The sequence below is a fragment of the Chitinophaga sp. H8 genome, assembly GCF_040567655.1.
Classification (GTDB): domain Bacteria; phylum Bacteroidota; class Bacteroidia; order Chitinophagales; family Chitinophagaceae; genus Chitinophaga; species Chitinophaga defluvii.
The window spans coordinates 1,124,079-1,145,650 of sequence record NZ_JBEXAC010000002.1 but is presented as its reverse complement, the minus strand read 5'-3'; the positions used below and the strand labels follow the sequence as shown (position 1 = coordinate 1,145,650).

22 protein-coding genes and 1 tRNA gene are annotated in these 21,572 nt (G+C 43.4%); 3 read left to right on the top strand and 20 right to left on the bottom strand.

Features of this window, described 5'->3' with window-relative positions; translation table 11 throughout:
* Position 1: 1 nt before the first annotated feature.
* Together ABR189_RS18560 and ABR189_RS18555 are read right to left on the bottom strand one after the other, a co-directional pair.
* On the bottom strand, positions 2 to 3,340 hold the full coding sequence (locus tag ABR189_RS18560) for a SusC/RagA family TonB-linked outer membrane protein (protein WP_354661962.1): 3,339 nt from the start codon (positions 3,338 to 3,340) through the stop codon (positions 2 to 4).
* Between the two features lie 262 nt (positions 3,341 to 3,602).
* Positions 3,603 to 4,856, bottom strand: a complete 1,254-nt coding sequence (locus ABR189_RS18555; RefSeq protein WP_354661961.1) for a FecR family protein — start codon at positions 4,854 to 4,856, stop codon at positions 3,603 to 3,605.
* Between the two features lie 39 nt (positions 4,857 to 4,895).
* Here ABR189_RS18555 and ABR189_RS18550 point away from each other — a divergent pair, with 39 nt between their 5' ends.
* Complete coding sequence (locus ABR189_RS18550) at positions 4,896 to 5,513, top strand: RNA polymerase sigma-70 factor (RefSeq protein WP_354661960.1); 618 nt, start codon at positions 4,896 to 4,898, stop codon at positions 5,511 to 5,513.
* 63 nt (positions 5,514 to 5,576) lie between these two features.
* On the opposite strand, the gene ABR189_RS18545 is transcribed toward ABR189_RS18550, so the two are convergent.
* The 8 genes from ABR189_RS18545 to ABR189_RS18510 form a co-directional block, all read right to left on the bottom strand.
* Positions 5,577 to 6,437, bottom strand: coding sequence for a type IV secretory system conjugative DNA transfer family protein (locus ABR189_RS18545; protein WP_354661959.1), 861 nt, complete (start codon positions 6,435 to 6,437; stop codon positions 5,577 to 5,579).
* A gap of 70 nt (positions 6,438 to 6,507) precedes the next feature.
* Positions 6,508 to 7,608 carry a YWFCY domain-containing protein gene (locus ABR189_RS18540; RefSeq protein WP_354661958.1) on the bottom strand — a complete coding sequence of 367 codons (1,101 nt, stop codon included), beginning with the start codon at positions 7,606 to 7,608 and terminating at the stop codon, positions 6,508 to 6,510.
* 38 nt (positions 7,609 to 7,646) lie between these two features.
* Positions 7,647 to 9,161, bottom strand: a complete 1,515-nt coding sequence (locus tag ABR189_RS18535; protein ID WP_354661957.1) for a relaxase/mobilization nuclease domain-containing protein — start codon at positions 9,159 to 9,161, stop codon at positions 7,647 to 7,649.
* A complete protein-coding gene (locus tag ABR189_RS18530; protein WP_354661956.1) occupies positions 9,146 to 9,547 on the bottom strand; it encodes a plasmid mobilization protein in 402 nt (133 codons plus the stop codon). Before ABR189_RS18530 ends, ABR189_RS18535 begins: the two co-directional genes overlap by 16 nt.
* Positions 9,548 to 9,755: 208 nt before the next feature.
* On the bottom strand, positions 9,756 to 10,064 hold the full coding sequence (locus ABR189_RS18525; RefSeq protein WP_354661955.1) for a hypothetical protein: 309 nt from the start codon (positions 10,062 to 10,064) through the stop codon (positions 9,756 to 9,758).
* Between the two features lie 75 nt (positions 10,065 to 10,139).
* Positions 10,140 to 10,661, bottom strand: a complete 522-nt coding sequence (locus ABR189_RS18520) for a hypothetical protein (protein ID WP_354661954.1) — start codon at positions 10,659 to 10,661, stop codon at positions 10,140 to 10,142.
* Positions 10,662 to 10,712: 51 nt separating this feature from the next.
* Positions 10,713 to 11,849, bottom strand: coding sequence for a DNA cytosine methyltransferase (locus ABR189_RS18515; RefSeq protein ID WP_354661953.1), 1,137 nt, complete (start codon positions 11,847 to 11,849; stop codon positions 10,713 to 10,715).
* Positions 11,850 to 11,921: 72 nt separating this feature from the next.
* The gene (locus tag ABR189_RS18510; protein WP_354661952.1) at positions 11,922 to 12,533 is read right to left on the bottom strand and encodes a hypothetical protein; all 612 of its coding nucleotides are present in this window, start codon (positions 12,531 to 12,533) and stop codon (positions 11,922 to 11,924) included.
* Between the two features lie 73 nt (positions 12,534 to 12,606).
* On the opposite strand from ABR189_RS18510, the gene ABR189_RS18505 reads away from it, so the two are divergent.
* Entirely contained in the window at positions 12,607 to 12,678 is a 72-nt protein-coding gene (locus ABR189_RS18505) for an ST-I family heat-stable enterotoxin (RefSeq protein ID WP_354663602.1), read from the top strand.
* A 19-nt stretch (positions 12,679 to 12,697) separates the two neighbouring features.
* On the opposite strand, the gene ABR189_RS18500 is transcribed toward ABR189_RS18505, so the two are convergent.
* From ABR189_RS18500 to ABR189_RS18485, 4 genes are all read right to left on the bottom strand, one after another.
* Positions 12,698 to 13,309 carry a hypothetical protein gene (locus tag ABR189_RS18500; protein ID WP_354661951.1) on the bottom strand — a complete coding sequence of 204 codons (612 nt, stop codon included), beginning with the start codon at positions 13,307 to 13,309 and terminating at the stop codon, positions 12,698 to 12,700.
* Between the two features lie 48 nt (positions 13,310 to 13,357).
* On the bottom strand, positions 13,358 to 13,804 hold the full coding sequence (locus ABR189_RS18495) for a hypothetical protein (protein WP_354661950.1): 447 nt from the start codon (positions 13,802 to 13,804) through the stop codon (positions 13,358 to 13,360).
* 93 nt (positions 13,805 to 13,897) lie between these two features.
* A complete protein-coding gene (locus tag ABR189_RS18490; protein ID WP_354661949.1) occupies positions 13,898 to 14,122 on the bottom strand; it encodes a hypothetical protein in 225 nt (74 codons plus the stop codon).
* 28 nt (positions 14,123 to 14,150) lie between these two features.
* Positions 14,151 to 14,450: a hypothetical protein gene (locus ABR189_RS18485; RefSeq protein WP_354661948.1), complete on the bottom strand. Its 300-nt coding sequence runs from the start codon at positions 14,448 to 14,450 to the stop codon at positions 14,151 to 14,153.
* A gap of 135 nt (positions 14,451 to 14,585) precedes the next feature.
* Here ABR189_RS18485 and ABR189_RS18480 point away from each other — a divergent pair, with 135 nt between their 5' ends.
* Positions 14,586 to 15,368 (top strand): hypothetical protein, encoded by a 783-nt coding sequence (locus ABR189_RS18480; protein WP_354661947.1) that lies wholly within the window; start codon positions 14,586 to 14,588, stop codon positions 15,366 to 15,368.
* On the opposite strand, the gene ABR189_RS18475 is transcribed toward ABR189_RS18480, so the two are convergent.
* The 6 genes from ABR189_RS18475 to ABR189_RS18450 all read right to left on the bottom strand — a co-directional run bounded on the left by ABR189_RS18475 (position 15,365) and on the right by ABR189_RS18450 (position 21,560).
* Entirely contained in the window at positions 15,365 to 15,574 is a 210-nt protein-coding gene (locus ABR189_RS18475) for a helix-turn-helix transcriptional regulator (RefSeq protein ID WP_354661946.1), read from the bottom strand. The genes ABR189_RS18480 and ABR189_RS18475 overlap by 4 nt on opposite strands.
* A gap of 221 nt (positions 15,575 to 15,795) precedes the next feature.
* A complete protein-coding gene (locus tag ABR189_RS18470; RefSeq protein WP_354661945.1) occupies positions 15,796 to 16,182 on the bottom strand; it encodes a LytR/AlgR family response regulator transcription factor in 387 nt (128 codons plus the stop codon).
* Positions 16,183 to 16,329: 147 nt separating this feature from the next.
* On the bottom strand, positions 16,330 to 17,574 hold the full coding sequence (locus ABR189_RS18465) for a phage integrase SAM-like domain-containing protein (protein WP_354661944.1): 1,245 nt from the start codon (positions 17,572 to 17,574) through the stop codon (positions 16,330 to 16,332).
* A 447-nt stretch (positions 17,575 to 18,021) separates the two neighbouring features.
* Complete coding sequence (locus tag ABR189_RS18460) at positions 18,022 to 19,392, bottom strand: YopA family protein (RefSeq protein WP_354661943.1); 1,371 nt, start codon at positions 19,390 to 19,392, stop codon at positions 18,022 to 18,024.
* A 302-nt stretch (positions 19,393 to 19,694) separates the two neighbouring features.
* Positions 19,695 to 19,768 (bottom strand) — tRNA-Asn (locus tag ABR189_RS18455).
* Between the two features lie 82 nt (positions 19,769 to 19,850).
* Complete coding sequence (locus tag ABR189_RS18450; RefSeq protein ID WP_354661942.1) at positions 19,851 to 21,560, bottom strand: ArnT family glycosyltransferase; 1,710 nt, start codon at positions 21,558 to 21,560, stop codon at positions 19,851 to 19,853.
* Positions 21,561 to 21,572: the final 12 nt, after the last annotated feature.

Genomic DNA, 21,572 nt, shown 5'->3' with positions numbered 1-21,572 from the left:
TTTAAAGGGTTAATTGAATACCGACCGTTATGGTTCTGAGCGGAGGCATAGCATACATGTTTTGCGTTTCAGGATCGGCCCCGATGTAGTCGGTTATCGTAAAAATGTTTTGCCCTTGAACATAAAGCCGTGCTTGTTCGACTTTCAATTTCCTCAGAACGTGAGGAGGCACATTATAGGATATCGCTATGTTTTTGAGACGAACAAATGATGCATTAGAAAACACTATATCTGACGATTGCAACAAGAAGAACTTACTGTCAGGAGTAGTGGTATATTTTTGTATATCTGTATTGTCCTGTTCTTTCTGCCAACGATTAAGGGCAATCTGTGGCTGATTTGTAAAGGCTATCCCTGGAGGATAGCCTCCAATTGTCCCCAAGTAGTTTCGACCCTTTTGATGGGTAAACTGCAAGAGAAAATCTGCTTGAAAGCTTCCGATGCGTACAGTATTCTGTAGTCCCCCATAGCATTTGGGATCGGTATTCATAAATACGACCTTGTCTGCACCATTTAGAATCCCATCACCATTTACATCCACAAATGCGTACAAACCTGTTGTTTGATCTATTCCAGCAAACTGATACAATGCTTTCGTCGATAGCGATTGTCCAACAAACAAAGTATTAGCATAACTTGACTTTTCGATAGCTGGAAATGCGATGAGTTTGTTTCGAATAAAAGAGATATTTAGCCTTGATGTCCATTCGAACGCGTGTGTTTTGATATTGGCACTTTCCAATGCAAGCTCGAACCCGGTGTTTTGAACTGTTGCCTTTCTATTGGCCAGAACAGAGGAAAAGCCAGTTTGGATTGGCAAACTGTAATTTACCAGTTGATTGCTTGATCGGTTCCTGAAGTATTCAACAGAGAATTGGAATCGTTGGGCGAGAACAGCAATATCGATACCCAGGTTAATCTTCTTATTCAGTTCCCAAGCAAGGAGCGGGTTAAAAAGAGTTGATGGATTTAGACTCGGAATACCTTGATAGGTACTTCCGCTGCTGCTCCATGTATCTAAAAACGCATAGTTGCCGATCCCGTCATTTCCTGTTACCCCGTAGCTAGCCTTAAGTTTGCCGAAGTTTAGCCAGGGGAGATGCTTTGAGAAAAATTCCTCTTTAGAAAAAATCCACCCTGCGCCAACAGCGCCGAAATTTGCAAACTGATTTGCATACCCAAATCTACTCGAGCCGTCCCTGCGGCCCGACAGATTAAGCAGATATTTATCGTTGAAATTATAGCTAATCCTCCCGAAAACCGCTGCATAGCGATACTGAGAATAGGCATTACTGGCAAATACTTTTCCCGCACCGCTAATAGATCCCAGTAGAGCGTCATCTTGGTAATCTGAACCAAACACAGTTAATCCGGCATTGGATTGCTTCTGTATTGTGCTGCCAAGAACCGCATCAAATCGCCCAAATGGGAATGCTCGTTTAAAAATAACCTGCGGTTCAACTATCCAGTTTGCGTTACTACCGCGTGCAAAACTTGCACTCGGAGTATTATTAAGATTATCAAATGGATCAAGGCTTTTTGATGGGTTCAGTGACCGTTCCTCGCTTGTCACAGAATTATACCCAGCATTAATCTTAAATCCTATCCCTCCATATACGTCGTAATTAAGTCGAATAGAACTGTTCAGGTTGCTATAATTTCCTAAGTATTGAGCATAAAGTGCCGCTAAGGGATTGCTGTACTGTATGCCATATGTGGCTTCGTAAAAGCTGACGCCACCCTCTTCCCAATTCAAATTTCCAATCGAGTCATACAGCTTAATATTTGGCGGCCTGTTAATAAACTGACTCACTTCCATATTGGGTACGGAATTACGTGTGTAGGAATAGGAGGTGGAGAGTGTTATGGAAAACCTCTTATTTCTCGACGCTTGCGAGATGGAACTGTGCCCTGATATCCGATGATCTGCAAGGTTCGTTGGTAGCACCGTAGTTGTTCTAACATAGTTACCACTGATTATAAAATGAGTGTTCTCCGAACCTCCGCTGAGGCTAATATTGGCATTTGTCATACCGGCGGTACCACCGAGGAATAGTTTTTTCATATCAGTATATCTGGTAGTGTCCCATAGCAAAATATCTGCAGCGTCAAACTCCGTGGGCACAAGTCCATCATTTGAAAATGCCTCTCTCCGCATTTGTACATACTCAGAAGTGTTCATCATGTCCATCGTCCTTGTGACGCGACTCCATCCAGAATAGATGTTGGCATCGATTTTTAGCTTGCCTTGTTTCCCTTTTTTCGTCGTTATCAATACCACGCCGTTAGCACCCCTGCTACCGTAAATTGCAGTTGCATCTGCGTCTTTAAGTACCTCTATGCTTTCAATGTCCTGTGGATTGATCGTGTATAGCGGACTCACTCCCGACATCGATGCATTTGAGAGCAGATTAATTCTATCATTCTGCGGAGACAGGGGAACGCCGTCCACGATAATAAATGGATCAGAATTCTGGAGTATTGAATTCTTGCCCCGCACTTGAATAGAAATGCTTCCGCTACCATAGCCATTTGTTTGGGTGACGATCAAGCCAGGAACTCTTCCCTGTAGGGCCAGTAGTGGGTTGGTAACAGGCTGTTGCGCTATTTCCTTTGAAGTGACCCGGGCAATGCTGCCGGTGGAAAGTCGTTTTGTAGTGGTGCCATATCCTTGTACCAACACTTGATCCAATTCACCTACTTTCGTGCTAACGCGGATAGGGAGGAAGGTTCTATTTGCAACTTTGACCTCCGTGGTTTCAATCTCTGCACCACTTACCACGAGAACTTCATCGCCCGAGATGCTAGAAAATGAGTATTCTCCCGAAGCTGTTGTGCTTATTGCTTTGGCGGTTCCTTTTACTAAAACAGTCGCGCCTACTACCGGCTCTCCATTGCTATTTACAATGGTGCCAGTTACGTTAAAAAGCGGCTTTCCAGCACTTTCATTGATACTTTGGCGTTTTTCATCCTCAGCGATTGAGATCGATTTGTCCTTAATGGAGTAAGTCAACGGCTGATCTTTAAAGATCGACTCCAAAACAGTAGCCAGCGGTGCATCCTTTACGTTAATTGTAACGGGTTTTGCTTTTTGTAGCATCGATTCCTTGAAAAGAAAATTGTACCCTGTCTGTTGCTGGATGTCAAAAAGGACCGTTTTCAGTGATGCTTCCTTTTTTGATAGAGTTACCTGCTGGCCCGTCGCGTATTGTCCGATGTGCAGGCATAGCATGATCAACAGCGCGATGGGCCATTTAGTCAGGTAGCGTGTTTTTCCTTCGTTCCGTCGTAGCGCCCGCGCAGGGTGATCCGACGCTTTGCAGTGAGAAGTTAATTGCATAGATTTGATTTGAGGTTATTCAATGCCCTATCCCGTCCAATGGATAGGTGACAGTCTTGCAAGATTGAATCAAAGGGTACCTCAATTTTGCCGGTCGCGGTCCAACGCTTCCGGCATTTCTGTTATTGGATATTCATAAGTAGGTTTAATATAAGGGGAGTGTAGAAACACCCCCCGCTTTGGGCCATTACTAGTAGGCACATGAGAAAACGAATGCTACTAATCACCCCCAATGCTAAACATGGCTGAGGGAGGTGGTGCGTCATCGATTAATAATTATTGTATCCCTTTTCATTTCGAACTTGATCCCTGCGCTATGAAGCAGTTCCAGTACAGTCGATAGATTCGTGTTACGGCTGATCCTTCCTGTAAGGTTTTCAATTGGTGCAGTTCCTTTATAGGTAACTTCTATATTATACCAACGTCCGATTTGTCGCATAACTGACTCCACAGGAGTGTTGTCAAAGTGAAATAAGCCATCTTTCCATGCAACCGTGGACGAAACGTCAGGAACATTGATAACCGTAATACTGCTGTTTGCCGATGTCGCTTGTTGTCCCGGCCGTATGAGCTTACTCTGTCCGTTGACACTAACCTTTACGGAGCCTTCCAGAAGAGTAGTAGTAATTCCTCCTTCGTCATCGTAGGCATTGATATCGAAATGCGTACCCAATACTTCCACTTCCGTCTGATCGCGTAACATAACTTTAAATGGCATGCCGCTTTTCTTTGCTACTTCCAGATAAACCTCACCCGTTACTTCAACATTTCGTTCATTGCCTATAAATGCAGTTGGATATCGAATGGAGGACCCTGCATTTAACCATGCCTGGCTTCCATCGGGTAGGATAATTTGATATTGTCCTCCCAGGGGTGTTGACACCATATTATATAGTACAGCCTGATGTTGCCCCGGTGCCGCTTTGTATTCAATGCGTCCACTGTCAACTTTCCTTATTTCTGATCCACCTTGTTTTGCAATTATCCCTCCGGTTGTATTGTCCAGACGAATACGTTCTCCACCTGCCAGTGTCAGAAAAGCCTTGCTTTCGCCAGGAACAATATCATAACTACTGGAAGCGGGGGGCACATCTGCAATCTGCCGAGACTGTTTATTGTACCATATTAAGAAATACAGACTGGTAAAAAGTGCTAATCCGGCTGCAACCTGCACCCATCGAATATTCCAAATACGTTGTGGAGAGTTTGCCTCAAAGGATGATCCTTCAACCAATCGCTGAAAATTTCGATACTTTTCGTCGACAAAATCTTCCTCATTTATTTCAGCCAAAGAGGAATTGCTCTTTTTATATGTCGAAAGATTATCATACCATTGCTCTAATTCCGCCATTTCTTCTTTGGTACATCGTCCTTCGGCAAATTTGTCCAACAATTCCTGTAACCTTTGTTGATCCATAGATTTTGCTTTGCTTATAATAAATACGCAAAAGTTTTTCCCAACCCCAGCTCCAATTTGCCATTTTTTTAAAATAGAGCTAAAAAGCCCGACAGGCAAGGGTTTCCCCTTTTAATTGTTTAAATTTGTCTCTATTGCATGGCACAGTCTCCTGATTATATGGCCCTTGATGATGGTCAGCTCGTCGGTTTTTGGCAAACGGGGGACGAGGAGGCGTTCAAGGCGCTCTACAAAAAGTATTTCCCCAGGCTGTATGATCTGGCAATTCAAAAGGTGGATGATATACTCGAAGTTGAAGAGCTTGTCCAGGACGTTTTTGTTTCGTTCTGGAAGCAAAGGGATGCGTTAATTAAAACAGATATATCTGGCTATCTGTTTATTTCGTTGCGTAATAGAATATTCAGCCACTACCGGAAGCGACTTAGTGCAAAGCACAGAATTAAGCTCGTAGATGTGGGCTTTCATGAGCCAATTGTTCACGACGATGGTCTAAAATTAGAGTCAAAGGAACTATCGGCTGTCTTGAACAACTATATTGAAAAACTTCCGCCGCAATGTAAGACGGTGTTCACACTCAGCCGCAAACAACAATTGACAAATAAGGAAATAGCTGACCAATTAAATATTTCGGTTAGATCAGTTGAGCAACATATCACAAAGGCATTGAGAGTTCTTCGGGAAGCAGTGAACGAACACAAGTTAACACTTACCATTTCTGCGATGGCTGTCACGCAATTATTAGGTACTTATATTTAGTCCCATACTTGTTCGACCAAAATACAAAAAGCGAACAAATACCCGTACTACGTGGCTCATATCTCATCCACCCTCATTGCCGGGGTGGACAAAGAGCAAGTGTGCCAGGGTAGGGTCTTTTCGAATTCGTTCGATCTCACTTGCAACCAGTTCTGCTATTTCATTTTTCACCCGCATATACTCATTCTGAATCTCCTGGGACGATATCTTACCTTCCGGTAGTTTCTTATATTTCGCTTCTTCTGCGTTGATGGCATCGGGGTCATTGACAATTGTGCAATGAAACGCCTTTAGTTTGATCTTTTGATCGGGATTATCTGCCAGTATCCCGACAAATTCTCCCGATGAAAGTCCCGCAATTCTCGATGCAGGAACGGCATAATCCAGTTGCGTATTTCGACTAACACTGGTATCTGTCCTATTTATAGATACACTTTCCCGCTCCTGCACAATTTTCCCAATTGCTTCGGACACGGCCTTCGCCGTATCTCCTGTCGCTTGTCCACAAATGATATTACCGGCCAGATTGAAGATAACATCTGCCTGTTCTCGCCCATAGGACTTGCGGAGTTGCGCTATATTTTGGATTGCAAGGAAAGTTGCAATTCGATATCCGCGTGAAATTGCCAGAAAATTCTCGATGCCGTTTGCGAAAATGCTACTGAACTCGTCGGCTACTATTGCTGTTTTCTGCCTAGCTTTTTTAGGAAGAATACGAAAGAGCCTATTCAGGTATAAGGATATCACAGCTCCATATACCTGTGTCTTCTCTGGATTGTTGGCAAATGCAACTAGCTTGGGGGCTTCCGGATTGTTTACATCCAGTGAGAAGTCGTTTCCCGATAACACGTAGTATAATAATGGTGACGACAATCGCGCAAGCGCGATCTTTGCGGAGGCAACTTGTCCTTCCAGTTGCTCCATAGCGCGATTCATGTACGCGCTAACGAACGGATTAATTCCAAGGGGTAGCGCCCATCCACCAGGATGGGCGCTACCCTATCAAGACTTCAATTTCCGGCTCAGTAGAGAGTATCGGAAAGAGGTCGTCGTAGTTGGATTGCATCAGTTCGATTGCATGTGGCAATGTGCAATACAACCCGCCCTTATATTTTTTTAAGAACCAGATGATAGCAGTGAAGAAATTTATTGGTGATTCGACAAAGAAATCCCCAGTTTTCTGGATCCATTGAAAATTTAACCCCAGCAGAATGGTACGGGAACTTTCTGTAGCGTCGGTGATATCAAGCAGAGTAGATGGCTCCAACGGATTGCATCGGTTAATCGGCGTGTCAAAGTTGATCACATAAAATTTCGGGGGAACCGGATAAAGATGTTTATACTTTAGCCATGCATTGTAAGCAATAATCGAAAGATCATCATACTTGAAATCATATAATATGATGCAATATGAACGTCTGATGCATTGTATGATTACTTCTCGAATAATAAAGAAGGTCTTGCCTGCCCCTGGACTTCCTGCGACAAGCACAAGTCTGAAGCAGTTAATCAGGTTGAGCCACATAGACCTGGTTTTCCCCTTCAGTCGATATGTCCCAGGCAGATTAACGGAAAACTCATTTTCCAACAGGCGCTCTTCCTGTGGAAATGTTTCGTTTTCTTCATTGAAAATGTCCTTAGTGAGTTTAATTTGGATCAATCGCGATAGTCTGGCACCACCTGCCATAAAAAGCATAAAGCCAGCGATTGTGGTCGCGATATAGGAAATGGCAACCCATTGAGTAGACCAGTTGAGGTAAAAAACGAGAAAGCTGCCCCAATACAACAGCGCCCCAATTGATAAATACTTACTAATTGTCCCAACTTTGATCTTTTCATCTTTCTTCCCTTTGCTCCCAAATAGCGAGATACAGAGTAGTAAGAATGAAAACGACTTTGTGTAGTGCAGGCTGTTAAAGATGCCGGTCTCTCCAAAATTCTGTAAGATGCGTTTTATAATATCCCAGGTTAATCCCCACTGGTCAAACGCGGCATAACAAAAGACATAAAAATTGAGGGCGAGTAAAATAAAGCTTGCCTTTCGGGTAAGGTCTGCTATTGCCCTTAGCCCTTGTGTATTCTCTCCAGTATCCATTACTTCACATTTTCAATTACACAATCTGTCGCAAGTCCTTACTGCGACTTTTTCCTTTTCCTTTTTTTTCTTGCTTCTTTCAGTAGTTCTATTGGAAGGGAGTTGCCTGCATAGGCTGGTTCAAATAGCTGGTCTATAAACCGGGAGAGCTGATCCGTCACTTTTGTCGCAACCACTGCGGTTTGTTGTTCAAGTGGAAATATGTCGGGTAGTCTGATCTGATCCATTACCAGTTGGCGTATCCTTGCTGCTTTGGATTCGTTGAACCCATTATTTTGTAGGTACCAGGTAATGTTCTTGTCCGCAACGAGAAAGGAATCGCTTGACGTGAAAATATTTCCTAGCCGGTAGACGGTCTCGTCACCTGAAGAGGCATCGATTCGTATCATCAGGCCGGCTTTCGTCCAGTCCCTGAGGACGCCCCGAATACCTTGCTCGAAGTCCGTCTGCTCAACAATACGTTTTACAAATTGACGATTCAGTTCCAGTTCATCCATATTTTGGGACTGCAATTTGCCCAGAATTGCCTTTGCGCTGTATCCCGTTCTTAGGTCACTGCCCTTGAATACGCAATAAGTCAGATTATCTACGTAGGTGACACCATATATATAGGATTCCTTGTTTTTATAGAAAGCGACATGGATTCCTTCGCCCTTCATAGCTTGAACGAAAGTAGGAATATCTCGCACCTTCTTTAGGACATTGTCAATGGTTCGCATCACTCTTCCTTGATAGGCCTGGCGGTCTTTACTGTTTCTCTCAAACTTTGCGACGATATTCTTTAGGGTTGGTTTTTCATGGATTGAACTTGCTTTTATTGGTGGACTGTCAGCAATCTCACCTTGCTCATCTATCACTTTATAAACAAGGCCTCCACTTCTGTACATCCGGGTGTCGGGGGCGCCCATATCTGCATAGACATTAAACTGGCCAAGAATCACATTAAGTTCCGGCATACTTGCAAATTTGTAGGATTCAACTACCGTTCTGACAATATTGGAAATGCTGGATTTCACTTCCACTTCTCCCAATCTGATCTTGGTGAGATCAGCAGGTTTTAGGCTTAAGTTTCCGGTTTGCCCTCTGCCATCGGCTTTGATTAAACCAAACTCTTGTTCTATCTCACGGCGGGCACGGGAGGATTGGTTCTTGCCGATGTAGTGCATATTGATCTGCGTTCCATCTTCCCGTATGTTAATCGTGGCAATATGAAGATGTGATTGGTGGGTGTCGAAATGCTGATAAACCAGATACGGCTGCTCACCGAAGCCAAGCCTTTCCATATAGGTATCGACAATCTGACAAAGCGTATCCCGGTCGATCTGCTCAGATGGGGCGAAGCTTAAAATGATATGGACTGCATTCTTTTTGGCAATCGCGTTCCTGGCGTTCTGGTTGGTAAAGCGAGACAACTTAGAAGAAAACGACAAATCACCGGCCTCGCATCCAAATCCTGCTGAATGTATACAAAGGGCTTTCCCACCATCCACTTTGTTTTCATTGTAGTTGAGTATCCCCCTGATCGTTTTCCCTGGTTTCACTTTCGCAACCATTTTTTTGATAATTCAGCGACAATTAATAATAACGGCTGCATGCTATCTTTCACTTCTTTGAGCATCGTGGTGGCCTGCAGAGTGAGTGTGACTTTTAGTACGTGCTTGTCTGAGCTGTTGATCTGCCGGGAAATCTGATTGATATTGATGCCGATAGAGTTTAGCTCCTTGCGGAGACGAACCAGTTCGGTCATTACAATGTCCAAAGATTCATCATGGCAATAGGTTACAACCTGCCGGTTACATACGATGTCGCGCAGTAGTTCGCTCATGTTACGATATCGGGAGGCGGACATTAACTTGTTCAGTCTGTCGTAATGGTGCTGGTTAACCCGTAGCTTAATATCATATTTTAGGGCGTCTCGCTCCTTCACTTTCTTTCTCATCGGTCACCCTTAAAGGTTTGAAATAATAAAAAAGCCGACACCGAAGGCTTTTTTCCCTGCCGACGCTGGAGGCAGGGGGAAATTTAGAGTTGTGCACAACTCTACATCTTGCTGCCCAAGCGAAGCGTTGGGCGACATTTCCACCGGTGTACTAAAAACACCGGAAATTGGCCAAATTGCTGTGGTTTTTGCGCTGCCAGTTCAGGGCTCACTTTGCCGAATCCCTGGCGAATATCCGGGCATCCTTGAGACCGTATTTACGGATGCTCTCTTTAAGTTGCAGCCAAAGCGACATCATATAGTCGGCCAGTTCCATGATTTCAGCTTCCGTGAGTCCATACGGATTGTTTACCGTAGGGGGAGCTTCTTCGCCGGAGATTCCCGTACTACTAGATAAGATATTGGGCGCGTACCCCTCACCAAGCTCCAATGTTTTCCCGATGCCAACGCTGTTTCCAAAAAGTTTAATTTGTTTACCAGTGGTAAGCGAGAGGATTCTTCTTTTTATTTCGGCCATCTTTTTTTTGTTTATTTAGTTTCCAATTCCCATTTCATTCGTTCGGTTTTGCACCAGCTTATTTGCATCGGCCTACTACAAGCCCTTTCCTTTTTTCTTTCTGTCAGGGGAGCTCGACTTTATAATCCGCTGCCGGGGTGACTGCAATGCCTTTATTTTCTCCAGATTTTTTTTTACTAATTCCACTAACGGACTCTTCTTGATGGGAATAACCTTGGCTACGTTATACATTTTCAATGGGTATTCATTCAAATACCTTCGCGGGTCCTCGTCCCATCTTTTTGCCATCATCACAGGGTCGAGTGCAAGTAAACTGGGTATTTCAATCAGCACTACATTCTTGGGTAGTTCAATAATATCTTTTCTTATAACCGCTTCGGTCATTCTATTAGTATCATAATAGAATCTATAGGTGCCAGGTGAGAACTCACACATGTCGTTTAGATTAATACCTTTACTTAGAAAGTTGCCTTTGGGAGTGAGCAATCCCCAGCGTGCTTCGATAAAAAATGGATGCCCATGAATCTCGATTACAGGCTGACGCCCTTTCATTCGCTCGGTAAAGGCTTTCTCCTTGCTATTCATACCCTTTTTCATACAGTCAAAATTTTTGTGAGTTAATCGCCGCAGGCTTGTTGCTACTGTGTTTTACTTTCGCCTTTCTACGCTTTGAATTGCCTGGAACAACTGAAATGCAACTTGTGGAACTATGGCATTGCCGAAGGCCCTGATGCAGTTGTTTCTCCATTTTTGAAAGGTAGTGTCAACCAAGTGGGGGGAAACCCCATCATTTCGCCGACAAATAGGGGATTCAACTGGGAAGTTTTGCCAGGCGTTCCGATAATCCCATGAATCATGTGCGATAGAGAACTTCCCTGGTATTGGGGATTCTGCCGGGTGCATCCTCCTTTGTAATCGCTCGAAGTAGGAGTCGGTAAAAGCCCTGCTTTCGCCAACTGCTCCAACCCCACGCCGTAACTCGTTCCCTTGCGGCTCACCGACCGGCCGTTCGCATTGAGTGGTCGGTTGCTCAAACCGGCTGTTGGAGTTGGTAACAATCTCTCCGGCTGCCAGGCTACCACATCTCGAAGATTCGCCAGTTGTTTCCTGCCAGGTCTGACCACCGTCAATTCTCTGACAATTGATTGGTGTGACTTGGGGGACATTTGATCCGATGCTGTTGGCGTAGGCAACAATCCAGACCCTGTCTCGGCGGTGAGGAGCTCCGACGGAGCAAGCTGGAATACACATAACGACTGGTGTGCCGTCGATAAGTTGGGGGAATAGATATCCTGCAGCGCTGATTTGAGAAACAATTGTTCCGATAACTCGTCGTTGGACTCGGAGAATGGTGGTATCCCTTTCTTGATGTGCACCCGTACTGAAAAGCTCAATCGCTTGGACCTCCACTTGAGACAAAGTTTCGGGTTCCAGAATGGAGAAGAGGCCAGCAACGTTTTCAAGCACAATCCAGCGGGGTTTGATTTCTGTAATAAGTCGGAGAGCTTCTGGCCAGAGATAGCGATCATCGTTCTTACCCCTTCGCTTTCCGGCCAAACTGAATGGCTGGCATGGAAACCCTCCTGAAATAATATCAATTGTCCCATAGTACTGTTCTCCTTTCATCTTTTTTATATCCTCAAAGAGTTTCGCCTTCGGGAAGTGACATGCTAAAACCTTTCTGCAGAAAGGATCAATCTCGCACTGAAACACGTTTTCCCATTCCATCCACTTTGAGGCGAGGTCAAACCCGCCCACTCCCGAAAACAAACTTCCATGACGCATGGCCGCAATACTTTTTCTCACAATGTTTTCTAATCACACATGTCTGCGTTGACGGTAGGACCACTGAACTGACTAGGTTAATTTTGGAGGATTTCCCCTACGAGAATCGGGGTGTATTTTTCGTTCTTGTTGTTGTCCCTCTTTTTTGTAGTTGGAAAGATCTAGTAAGTCCGACGGGATGTTCGTATTCAGGATTTGTTCCCCAGGCTTTAAAAACTGTACTACCACATGCTTGATTTCATTGGACAGCGATTGTTGTCCTGTTTCAAGACTGAGCATTTCTGCAACCGGCGCAATAGTCGGGTAGGACCTAAATTCAGAGGCACCAGGCACACCAAATACAATATGATCAAACATAGACAGCTCCATTTCCCTTTGGAATCTTTTCAGTTCTTCCTTATTGGCGTACTCAGCAACTTTCATCTCAATGAAAACTCTAAGATTCATTGGAACAGATAGTTTATCATCCAGTTGCCAGGAGGGAAAGGTCCTACAGTAATCATCCACTTCCTTAAGTAATTGCATGTCATCAGGATGATCAGGATGATAAAGAGTGTTCCCGCCCATTCCATTATTGAACGCGGCCCCCACGTTCCGCCCATCGATGTAAAGGCTTGCAAAGAAGGCCAGTGATTCCTCAGAGGCTTGGTCGAATATGTGTATGTTTCTCAGTTCGATTTCCATAATATTTCCATGTTAAAGGATTAAATAAGATTATTATGTTCACCAGGGTAAAATCGCCTTCACGGTTTTCGTGATGGAAATGCTTGACAGGTCGTGGGCTTATTGCTGCGAATTTGTTTGTAACCCAACTAAGTCTAACTTCTAAAAAAATTCTCAGGTACTAACTAGGTTAATTTTGGTGGATTCCCCTTTCGTTGCTGCGGGTGTATTTTCCGTTCTTGCTGCTGTCCTTCTTTTTTGTAAATCGAAAGGTCACGTAATTCTGACGGGATATTAGTGTTTAGTATTTGTTCACCAGGTTTTATAAACGCTGTTACTACCTGCTGGATTTCATTGGATAATAATTGCTGTCCTGACTCGCTACTAAGCAGTGCTACAATTGGAGCACTGGTTGGATAGGACTTAAATTCATCGGCACCGGGTATACCGAAAACAATATGGGCGGCCATTGACTTTTCCATTTTTCGTTGGAATCTTTTCCGTTCTTCCATATTGGCATATTCATCTATCTTCCTGTCAATGAAGTGCTCAAGATTCATCGGTATCGATGTTGTGTCATCCAGCTTCCAGGGAGGCAATGTCTTACAATATTCCTCTGCCGCGCGAAGTGTGTCTCTGTCGTCCGGATGATCAGGCTCATAATTAGTGCAGCCGCCCTTTCCATCATTGCTGGCGTACCCAACCTTGCGACCATCGATCCAGAGATTGGCAGTGAAAGCCACCGTTTCCTCAGAGAATTGACGGCTTATGTAGATCTTTCGCAGTTCAATTTCCATATTGAGCTCATGTTTAAGTTTTAAAAAATGCATGTTGTTTTCATAAGACTAAAGACCCATTCTCGGCTTCCGTGGTGGGAGTACTTGCCGGGGCGTTGGTGTTCTCTGTGAGGTTGCTTGAAATGAAAGCAATTGCAAAAGGTCTTTGGAATGGGGTAGATAGCCATTCTCCCCGACGAGGACAGCAACTTTCTCAACTCCCATTCTGCTTTCAACCTTTGTGACGAAAAGATTCTTTTTCTTTGAATCAAAATGAAAGTGCAAATCATAATTAGCGACACCCTTATTTGAGTCAACTCTTCCGACGGCATGAATTACGAAGTCTGTAGGTGAGTTGTCATAGTGCATGTCTTTAAATGCCTTTGTAACATGAATCATCAACTCGTCCTTCAGCCAACCATCACGATAGGGACTCCTCAATGTGTGTTCATCAAACCCTTGTTGTTGTAGCAACTCGACTTGTTCATTTACGATTTTTCTTATTAGCTTTGTCATGTCCAACGGTATTAGTTCTATCATCCCTTTCATTTCCAGTTCTGTTAGCAGCAGAAAACTTTGACAGCTCAGCAACCTTGCCTACCTGGCGCCTTAATCGCAAAGGATTGAGATATTTCTTAAAGGCTTTGCTTTTCGAAAGGAGCAAACCCAATTAAATGCAAGTGATTTCCAATTCCTTACTGTTCTTCCTCTCACATCCCATTTTTTCTGTTCCTGGTAATAGAAAAATGCCTCCGCGTGTTGAATACCAAGACCCATTTTGAAAAAATAGAATACTACATCTGTCAAACCGGGTTTTGTTTTAATCTTTTCCATAATGATGGTTTTAGTGATTTTACATTGGTTATTGGAATGCGGGATCATTGAAATACCGGCTCACTTCAGACGCGAGTACATATACCTTTCTTCTTTTTTTTAATGTTCTGATCTTATTGCCAGTGATCAGCTCGTAAAATTTGGTTCGTTTGATATTGACCGCTTTCATGAAAGCGGCTGCCGGGATATACTCTGGTTCAATCGAACAATTGCTCATTTTGGCGGCGGTTGCATTAATTGCTGTTAAGATCTCCTGAAGCAGATACCTAATCTGAAGCAAGTCTGCTTCAGGCATCATTATAAAAGTCGTCGTTCGTTCACTGTTCATTTCACACCTTTTGTGAAGCGAAAATCACTAATGGGCAAAAACGAAATTGTCAGCTTTTGTCAGGAGAAGGGAAAAGAATAATTTTATGAGCACAATGCCTTGTTTGTCGACACACCTATAATTATATAAGAAACGATGACACTTGCGGAGTATCAGACCTGTATAAAAGCAAATGGCTTTATTGAGGAGCCTATTGCTGTTTGGGGAGGGATGGTTAAGCTGGAGGAATTTGTAAATTATGAAGCAGCAGAGGTCGATTTGAAGATTTACCTTACCGAAATGGTGTTAAAGCGAAATTTTTCACCGGTGGATGGGCACATGGTATTGACGGAGCAATTTTGGTTATTAGAGCAATTTTTAGAATTTTATAAAGAGGATCATATTCGTCCCTGGCTCACAGATACCATCCGGGAGGCGATGTCGCTGATTGGCAGCAAAGAGATTTTCACCAAATGTATTTTCGGAACAACGTTTATGTTTGGCGTGATTGAATTTCATGCAAAATATCTATTGGGATGGCGGCCATTGGAGCAGGATGTATTTAATAACAAGTATCACGGTCTTTATCGGGGGATGCCTATTGGGCAAGCGATAAATAAATTGAAGAAAACAAAGTTGCAAGTCGCAGGGAATCTTATAAGAATTGACAAATACGCTACAGCGTATGTTAAGAATGCGAACCATAGGAGAAGTGAGCTTGGCCAAAAAGAAATAAAGTTGGAGAGATGGACGATGCCGAAGATTGCGGAACGGCTAACTTTTTATAGAAATGCCATGCTACACGGGGAAAGCCACGGGCACTATTCAGTGGGTGTTTACCTTTGCATGCTGTACATCCTTTTTCACTTATGTGATGAAAAGGAGAGGGGAGCGAAGGGCGAGTCGGAAACTGCTCAAAGAACGCCCCCTGCCGGTTAACATGGTAGCTCAAGAAGATCGGTAACGGGCACGTTCAAAAAAATTGCGATTGCATACAGTTGTGGAATGGAAGGCTGGCTCTGATTGGTACACCATTTGGAAACGGTCTGCGGGCTGATGCGCAGTTGCTCAGCGAGTTTCTTATTCTTTACCTGGTGTAGCGCCAGGTTCGCCTTAATTCGATTGTAGACTTTATTTTTTTTCACTTCATGAAAATAGTAAGACAACCATGCAAAAGCAGTGGTTAAGGCACAACTTGGCCTATTGACTGCATAAATACAAGCAATGCTCGCGCAGCCATCAATTTTTCCAACCGCAGACTGGCTATATTATTGAAATAAAATGAGAGGGAGTGGACACTCCCTCCGGGAACCACACTAGGTGGGAACGAAAAATTTGATATTAAGTTACGCATGTTTGATGACTCTTACTCCTGCAAGGAACAGGTGCACTTTTTTGCACCGGAATGAGCATCTTTGACTGAAAATCTTTCTTGGTGTAACATGACGGTAATTTTGCTTTCCAATTCTTTGCGGTATTTGTCACTGAATGAAAACCTGATGTCTTTTAATACCACCTCATCTTTGTCGAACGACATGATCCGATTAAGCGCAACAAGCGTGCCTCTGTTTACCCGTGAGAAAGATTCCGCGGGAAGAAAAGTTTCCAGTTGCTTCAAGCTCAGATGTGGAATGAATGTCCCCTGATCTGCGCATATCTTTACATGGTGAGCTACTGCTAACGCATATTTAATATCCTTTACGTTAATACGTACAAATTTTCCTTTCAAATGAATAAAGAAAAAAGATTGCATAGAGATTAGAGCTATTTGACTGGGCGGGCCAGTGACATTCTGAAATACTAAGCAGTTTTCAACAACTCAAGACATTCCGTTTAAATAGATATTGAACTGGATGGTTTATTATAATAAACGTAGGAATAGACGAATTTGACTATCCGGTCAAATTCCAAGTCGATCAAACTGCGCTAATTCCGTAGCGTCGATGATTTCCCGTATACCCATCTTTATGTAAGCCCTACCGATATCTCGTATTTTTTGGCCAGCAATCTTTTTTAACGCAGGATACGCTACGCCTAACCTTGCCATTAATGTCATGCCTGTATGGCGGGCTGTCTTATTGGTGACATCTCGGTAAACACCAGCCATATCTGCGAGTACCTTGAGATTTCGGTTGTAAGCCTGCGATTCAACAAAAATGTCTCTTCGAAACCAGAAAGTTGACTTTGGGTCTGGATCTTCAAATTCCTTCATAATCGCTTCTGCGCCGGGGAACTTCCAGAGCGGTACAAGGCGAGGCTGGTCATTTTTACTTCGTGCTCCGGCTACATACATGCCAAACTCATGATCTTTATGAACATCCCACCGGCTCATATAGAAAAGATCGCGGTAGTACCAACTACCATAAATTTGCAATAGAAAGAGTTTCCTGTCTCTAATCTGTGACGGAAGCAAGGCCGATGCAGGAATTTTTTTGAGATTTTGTATCTCGACTACATCCCAATGAAGGCCGTCCTGTCTGTCAGGGACTACTATGGTTACTTTCTTAATAATGCTTTCCACAACATCTCTGTCAATTAATTTATCGATAGTCGCGGCATGTTGAAGTACCACCATGAACTTGTCAAAAAGGGACTTGATCGAGCTTGGTGCCAGTTTAGTCCCTGGTTTGCTACCAGGTTGCCGCGTTAGAAAGTTGCGAATACGTGCAGCCATCTCCACGTCAATTTCATCGAAACGCAAATTCGGATTAAAGTTGTCCAGGTGACCTATGAAGCTCCGATACTTTTCCCAAGTGCCAGGCTCAAGAACAACCTCTTCGGGAGGTTTTGTGACATAGTTTTTGAAATAGTCATTGAAACTTTTACGGTTTCCTTTGAAGTTCAACTCCTTATTGAGATGGAAAAAGGTCAGCTTCTTTCCTTGCACATAGAGCCTGGTTTGGAGATCGGCAATTTGCTGGAGTCTTTTAAGGATGCTGTCATTGATCGCAAAGGAAAAAGGGTTACTATTCTTCACCCAGGTAGGTGCTATTCCACTCCAATCACGGCTTGGTACTTTCTGTGGCACCTCCACCTTGTAATACTGCGGTATTGAGTTAATGGTGACGCGGATGTCAATTTGATAGCAATCGCTTTTGTTTATCTCTTTGCGCCAATTGTATTTGACGGCCACACTTATACCCATAGGAACTGCGTTTTTTTACGCGCGTTCCTATGCTTGCAAATAGGCTATTTCTGAGGACTTAATCAAAAAAAATTGGGGTAAAATCCGTAAATTTTTCGAAATTAATCCGAAAATAAATAGCGGAAATCAGCGGTTTTTAACGGTATTTCGAGAGTAGCCAGAGATTCTTCCAAAACGACAAAACCCGCTATAGCAGCGGATTTCATCGTTCGTTAGCGTTCGTTTCGATGGCCGTTTGCTCCTGCTGCTGGGGAGCAGAACGTATTGATATTAAACTATTTGTAATCAATGCGTAAATAATCCGAAAACTATGCTTGCATTTTCAATTCCTCACCTGAAGCAATAATAGGTTCACGTCTACAGATAAAAAATTGTTTTTTTTCGTGAACAAACCAAAAGCGAATATCTGCAGGGTAGGTGCATCGAGAGACTATGTCGTTTAGCATTTCAAGATACGACTGCTTTTGAAGGTTGAGGAGCCCAGGGGACCAGCTCCCCCTTAACTCGCCATCCAGTTAATTCAGAACGATTGGCATAGTTTCCATTGTATCCCAAAATATATAATAATACAAGTTCAGAATACCATAACCCCAACTGAAGTGCCTCGAATTTTACCATATCGCTCAGTTTTGCCAGCTCATTCCGTTTATTTTTTTGGCCGTGAACTAGGCAGTTTCTGATCCACACGAGAACTTCTGGAGCATCATTTTCTTCGACCATGTTGCTTAAATGAGTAAACTTTGCTGGCACTGCCGGTGATATCCCAATTTGTGAAATCATAAGGCGAATCTTATTGGAGGCACTTATGTTTGTCGCATCACTTCCGGTAATAATTTTCTTTTGTTCTACCACAAGCCAGTTATATAATAGCTCCAGACAAGTTTGAACCATTATAATAGAACTGTCTACAACTGAGGTAGAATTACTTTCTAAATACCAGTGAACGGCAAGAAGTAAGAATTGCTTATTGTCAGGTTCGGACCAAATTTCTGAGAACTTATTCCAGATACCATTTAGATCATCAATAGCGAGGGCATTTGCCCATGATTGACTCGGCTTATAAGAATCACAACTGTAGCCAGCATAATCGGTCCATAGGGTTGCACCAGCATGCACGCCTTTAAGGAAGAGCAGGCTTATTCTCGCTCCATTAACGAAGGAAAGGAAATTATTGAATTTGAAAAGGTAATCTCTGAGTTCTGGTAGCGAGATTGTTCCTTTGTGTTTTATAATTTTACCGCCGTATAGAATTTGATATCCTCCGGTTTGACCTAGTTCTTGCCAAAGCTCTTTATAGCTTTGGTGCTTATCCAATATGATCTTGTACTCACTGTCATCGAATTCCAGACGCGCCCTATGACTAGAATAAGTGCCAGGATCTCTTACTAGTTTACCCAGGAAATCACGAAAGTTTGGGACGGAAAAGAAAACTTCACTAACAGCAACACTGCGATCCCCAATTATTGATCCTGTACAAATGCCAGAAATAATTTGGTTTTTTCCGACGATTCTTCGTGTTATATGAGCGGCGCCAACCAGAAGACCATCTACGTACAAAGAAAGACCTGTCTCCATTGAATTATGTAATATCAGCGAAGGGTCTGCTTTTACTTCTCCAGTAAAGGAAGTGTCGGTGGAAGGATGCCAGCGGAAACTTATAGTTCCGTTTAGGGTTGCTCTGTTTGGGCCTGACGCAAGTTCAAATATGCCCGTGAATATATCCAGCTCCTGGTTCGGCTGGTTCATGGAAATGGAAGGTTCGATTCGATCAGGAATATCTGCAAAACTTTCGTCCAGCAATTCTTTTGGAGTCTGCATACAAGAAGGAGATTGTAAGAATGTGAAATAATGTAATATAAAAAATCACTACGCTTTTCAATCGGACCGAAGCCGTTCACCTCAATTGTTCAGTATGTGTCCTTCGTGCGGTATTTTCAAAGGGTTTTAGGTAGGAAAGGGTCTAAAATCCGAAAATAATCCGAAAATTTTCCGAAAATAAATGGCGAAAATAAACGGTTTTTAACGGCATTTCGGATGTACCACAAATTTCCCTAAAACGTTGAAACCCGCGACTGGCGCGGGTTTCAACGTTCGTTAGCGTTCGTTACGATTGCTATTAGCTCCCCCTGCTGGACTTGAACCAGCGACCCTCTGATTAACAGTCAGATGCTCTAACCAACTGAGCTAAGGAGGAATCTCCCGTTTGATTTGGGATTGCAAAAATAGACAATTTTTGTTTTTTGCAAAATCTATTGTCAACTTTTTTTGAAAAATCTTTATCGCTGCTGTGCTAAAAAGGTTTCCCCCGATTGCACCGTAATCAGCAAACGCTTTTCCAGCGCGGACTCCCGCGTTGCTTTTCTAACAAAAGGCAAATCTAATTTGCTGATATAAAAATGCGGAAAACTTTTAAGTACCACACATTTATACCCGCTTTTCTCCAGATCCGCCATTTGCGCAGGACCGGTAAACAGCAGGAGAGGGGTGCCTGATATAACACCGGCAAGGGCGGTACTATCGTATCTCATGACACCAGCATCCAGATAAAATTCCAATGCGTAGGAATTAGTGCCATAAAACACAACCGGCATATGCGGAACAGCATGATTAGCATACCGGGCAGCCTCACTACCGCTTTGATACTGCATCATATCAGGATATAGAATCATATTAAGATACAAATTCAGTAAAATACCAGCCAGACAAGTACGGTAAAAAATGCCGCTGATAGATTTACGCCCCAGGCGGGCGGTAAGCATATATACGGCTATCACCAATCCTGCCAGCAACAGCCAGGCGTAATCCATCACCGGCTTGTACAACAGGTCTATTACAATTACGCCAATGGCCAGCAGGATGATAATGGTATATTGGGTAATCCGGTAAAACTTTATCCCCTTGGGGGTGTGCAGCGATAAAATATACTGTGCGGTTAATATGGCAAAAAACGGGAAAATGATGTTCAGGTAATGCGGTAACTGGAACTTCGACAGGGAAAACAACGCAAACGTCAGCAAAGCCCCGCTGATACAGTAATATTCCTGGGCAGTACGCCCTTTCCGGATAAAGGCAATCAAAGCTGCATATAACAGGATACTCCACGGCAGAAAAGCCCATAACAACGTATGAAAGAAAAAGAACAGATCACCTTCCCCTTTTATTGGCCCCGTATTCATAAAGCGACCAAACTGACTATCCCAGAAGAAAAAGCGGATGCCCGATACTCCAGTACGTCCAAACACCACCTTCTCCGGGTGCTGGTCAAATTGTAAGTACAAGGCATACAACTCCGGTAAAATGAAAATAAGGATAAATAAGACGGCCAACAGCCAGCGGGGATGTAATACCTGGCGCCATTCCTTTTGGAGCAATAGATGCCCTCCAATAGCGCCTGCAATGGGTACCAGGGCAAACAAACCCTTCGTCATAATAGCACATGCGGCCAAAACAGCTCCCAGGAGCAAATGATAACTGAACCAATATGCCCTGCTCCTGTAAAAATGGTATACACTGGCAATAATCAACCCGGTCAGATAAGGCTCTGCCCGTACGTCATTATTGGAAATCACCAGATGCTCTGCAGTTAATAATATACAAACAGCCCACCTGGCTACCCGCTCATCATAAAGCGCTGCGGCAAACTTATAGGTATACCAGGCACCCATTAAAAGAAAGAGGATAGCAGGTAGTTTATATGCCCAGGTCGTAAACCCGAAGAGATTAAAGCTGATGCACATCATCCAGAAAGGAAAGTGTGGCTTGTCCAGCCAGTCATGCCCATCTGCAATAAGATTCCAGTAATCATGACGCTGTACCATACTTTTGGCAATACCGGCATATAATGCCCCGTCCGGTTCCAGAATGGTTACCGGCAGGGCACTGAATTGCAGTAATACCACCATAATAAGGAGGAGAATGCAGAGCTGCTTTTCCGTAATAGCAGCAAATAATTTTTTTGCGGAAAAATAGGCACGCTTGGATAACATGCCCAAAAGTTA

Excerpts from the sequence above, each read along its gene's own strand:
- ABR189_RS18560 (WP_354661962.1), bottom strand. The coding sequence starts at position 3,340 with ATGCAATTAACTTCTCACTGCAAAGCGTCGGATCACCCTGCGCGGGCG.
- ABR189_RS18550 (WP_354661960.1), top strand. The coding sequence starts at position 4,896 with ATGGCACAGTCTCCTGATTATATGGCCCTTGATGATGGTCAGCTCGTC.
- ABR189_RS18545 (WP_354661959.1), bottom strand. The coding sequence starts at position 6,437 with ATGGAGCAACTGGAAGGACAAGTTGCCTCCGCAAAGATCGCGCTTGCG.
- ABR189_RS18540 (WP_354661958.1), bottom strand. The coding sequence starts at position 7,608 with ATGGATACTGGAGAGAATACACAAGGGCTAAGGGCAATAGCAGACCTT.
- ABR189_RS18535 (WP_354661957.1), bottom strand. The coding sequence starts at position 9,161 with ATGGTTGCGAAAGTGAAACCAGGGAAAACGATCAGGGGGATACTCAAC.
- ABR189_RS18530 (WP_354661956.1), bottom strand. The coding sequence starts at position 9,547 with ATGAGAAAGAAAGTGAAGGAGCGAGACGCCCTAAAATATGATATTAAG.
- ABR189_RS18525 (WP_354661955.1), bottom strand. The coding sequence starts at position 10,064 with ATGGCCGAAATAAAAAGAAGAATCCTCTCGCTTACCACTGGTAAACAA.
- ABR189_RS18520 (WP_354661954.1), bottom strand. The coding sequence starts at position 10,661 with ATGAAAAAGGGTATGAATAGCAAGGAGAAAGCCTTTACCGAGCGAATG.
- ABR189_RS18515 (WP_354661953.1), bottom strand. The coding sequence starts at position 11,849 with ATGCGTCATGGAAGTTTGTTTTCGGGAGTGGGCGGGTTTGACCTCGCC.
- ABR189_RS18510 (WP_354661952.1), bottom strand. The coding sequence starts at position 12,533 with ATGGAAATCGAACTGAGAAACATACACATATTCGACCAAGCCTCTGAG.
- ABR189_RS18500 (WP_354661951.1), bottom strand. The coding sequence starts at position 13,309 with ATGGAAATTGAACTGCGAAAGATCTACATAAGCCGTCAATTCTCTGAG.
- ABR189_RS18495 (WP_354661950.1), bottom strand. The coding sequence starts at position 13,804 with ATGACAAAGCTAATAAGAAAAATCGTAAATGAACAAGTCGAGTTGCTA.
- ABR189_RS18490 (WP_354661949.1), bottom strand. The coding sequence starts at position 14,122 with ATGGAAAAGATTAAAACAAAACCCGGTTTGACAGATGTAGTATTCTAT.
- ABR189_RS18485 (WP_354661948.1), bottom strand. The coding sequence starts at position 14,450 with ATGAACAGTGAACGAACGACGACTTTTATAATGATGCCTGAAGCAGAC.
- ABR189_RS18480 (WP_354661947.1), top strand. The coding sequence starts at position 14,586 with ATGACACTTGCGGAGTATCAGACCTGTATAAAAGCAAATGGCTTTATT.
- ABR189_RS18470 (WP_354661945.1), bottom strand. The coding sequence starts at position 16,182 with ATGCAATCTTTTTTCTTTATTCATTTGAAAGGAAAATTTGTACGTATT.
- ABR189_RS18465 (WP_354661944.1), bottom strand. The coding sequence starts at position 17,574 with ATGGGTATAAGTGTGGCCGTCAAATACAATTGGCGCAAAGAGATAAAC.
- ABR189_RS18460 (WP_354661943.1), bottom strand. The coding sequence starts at position 19,392 with ATGCAGACTCCAAAAGAATTGCTGGACGAAAGTTTTGCAGATATTCCT.
- ABR189_RS18450 (WP_354661942.1), bottom strand. The coding sequence starts at position 21,560 with ATGTTATCCAAGCGTGCCTATTTTTCCGCAAAAAAATTATTTGCTGCT.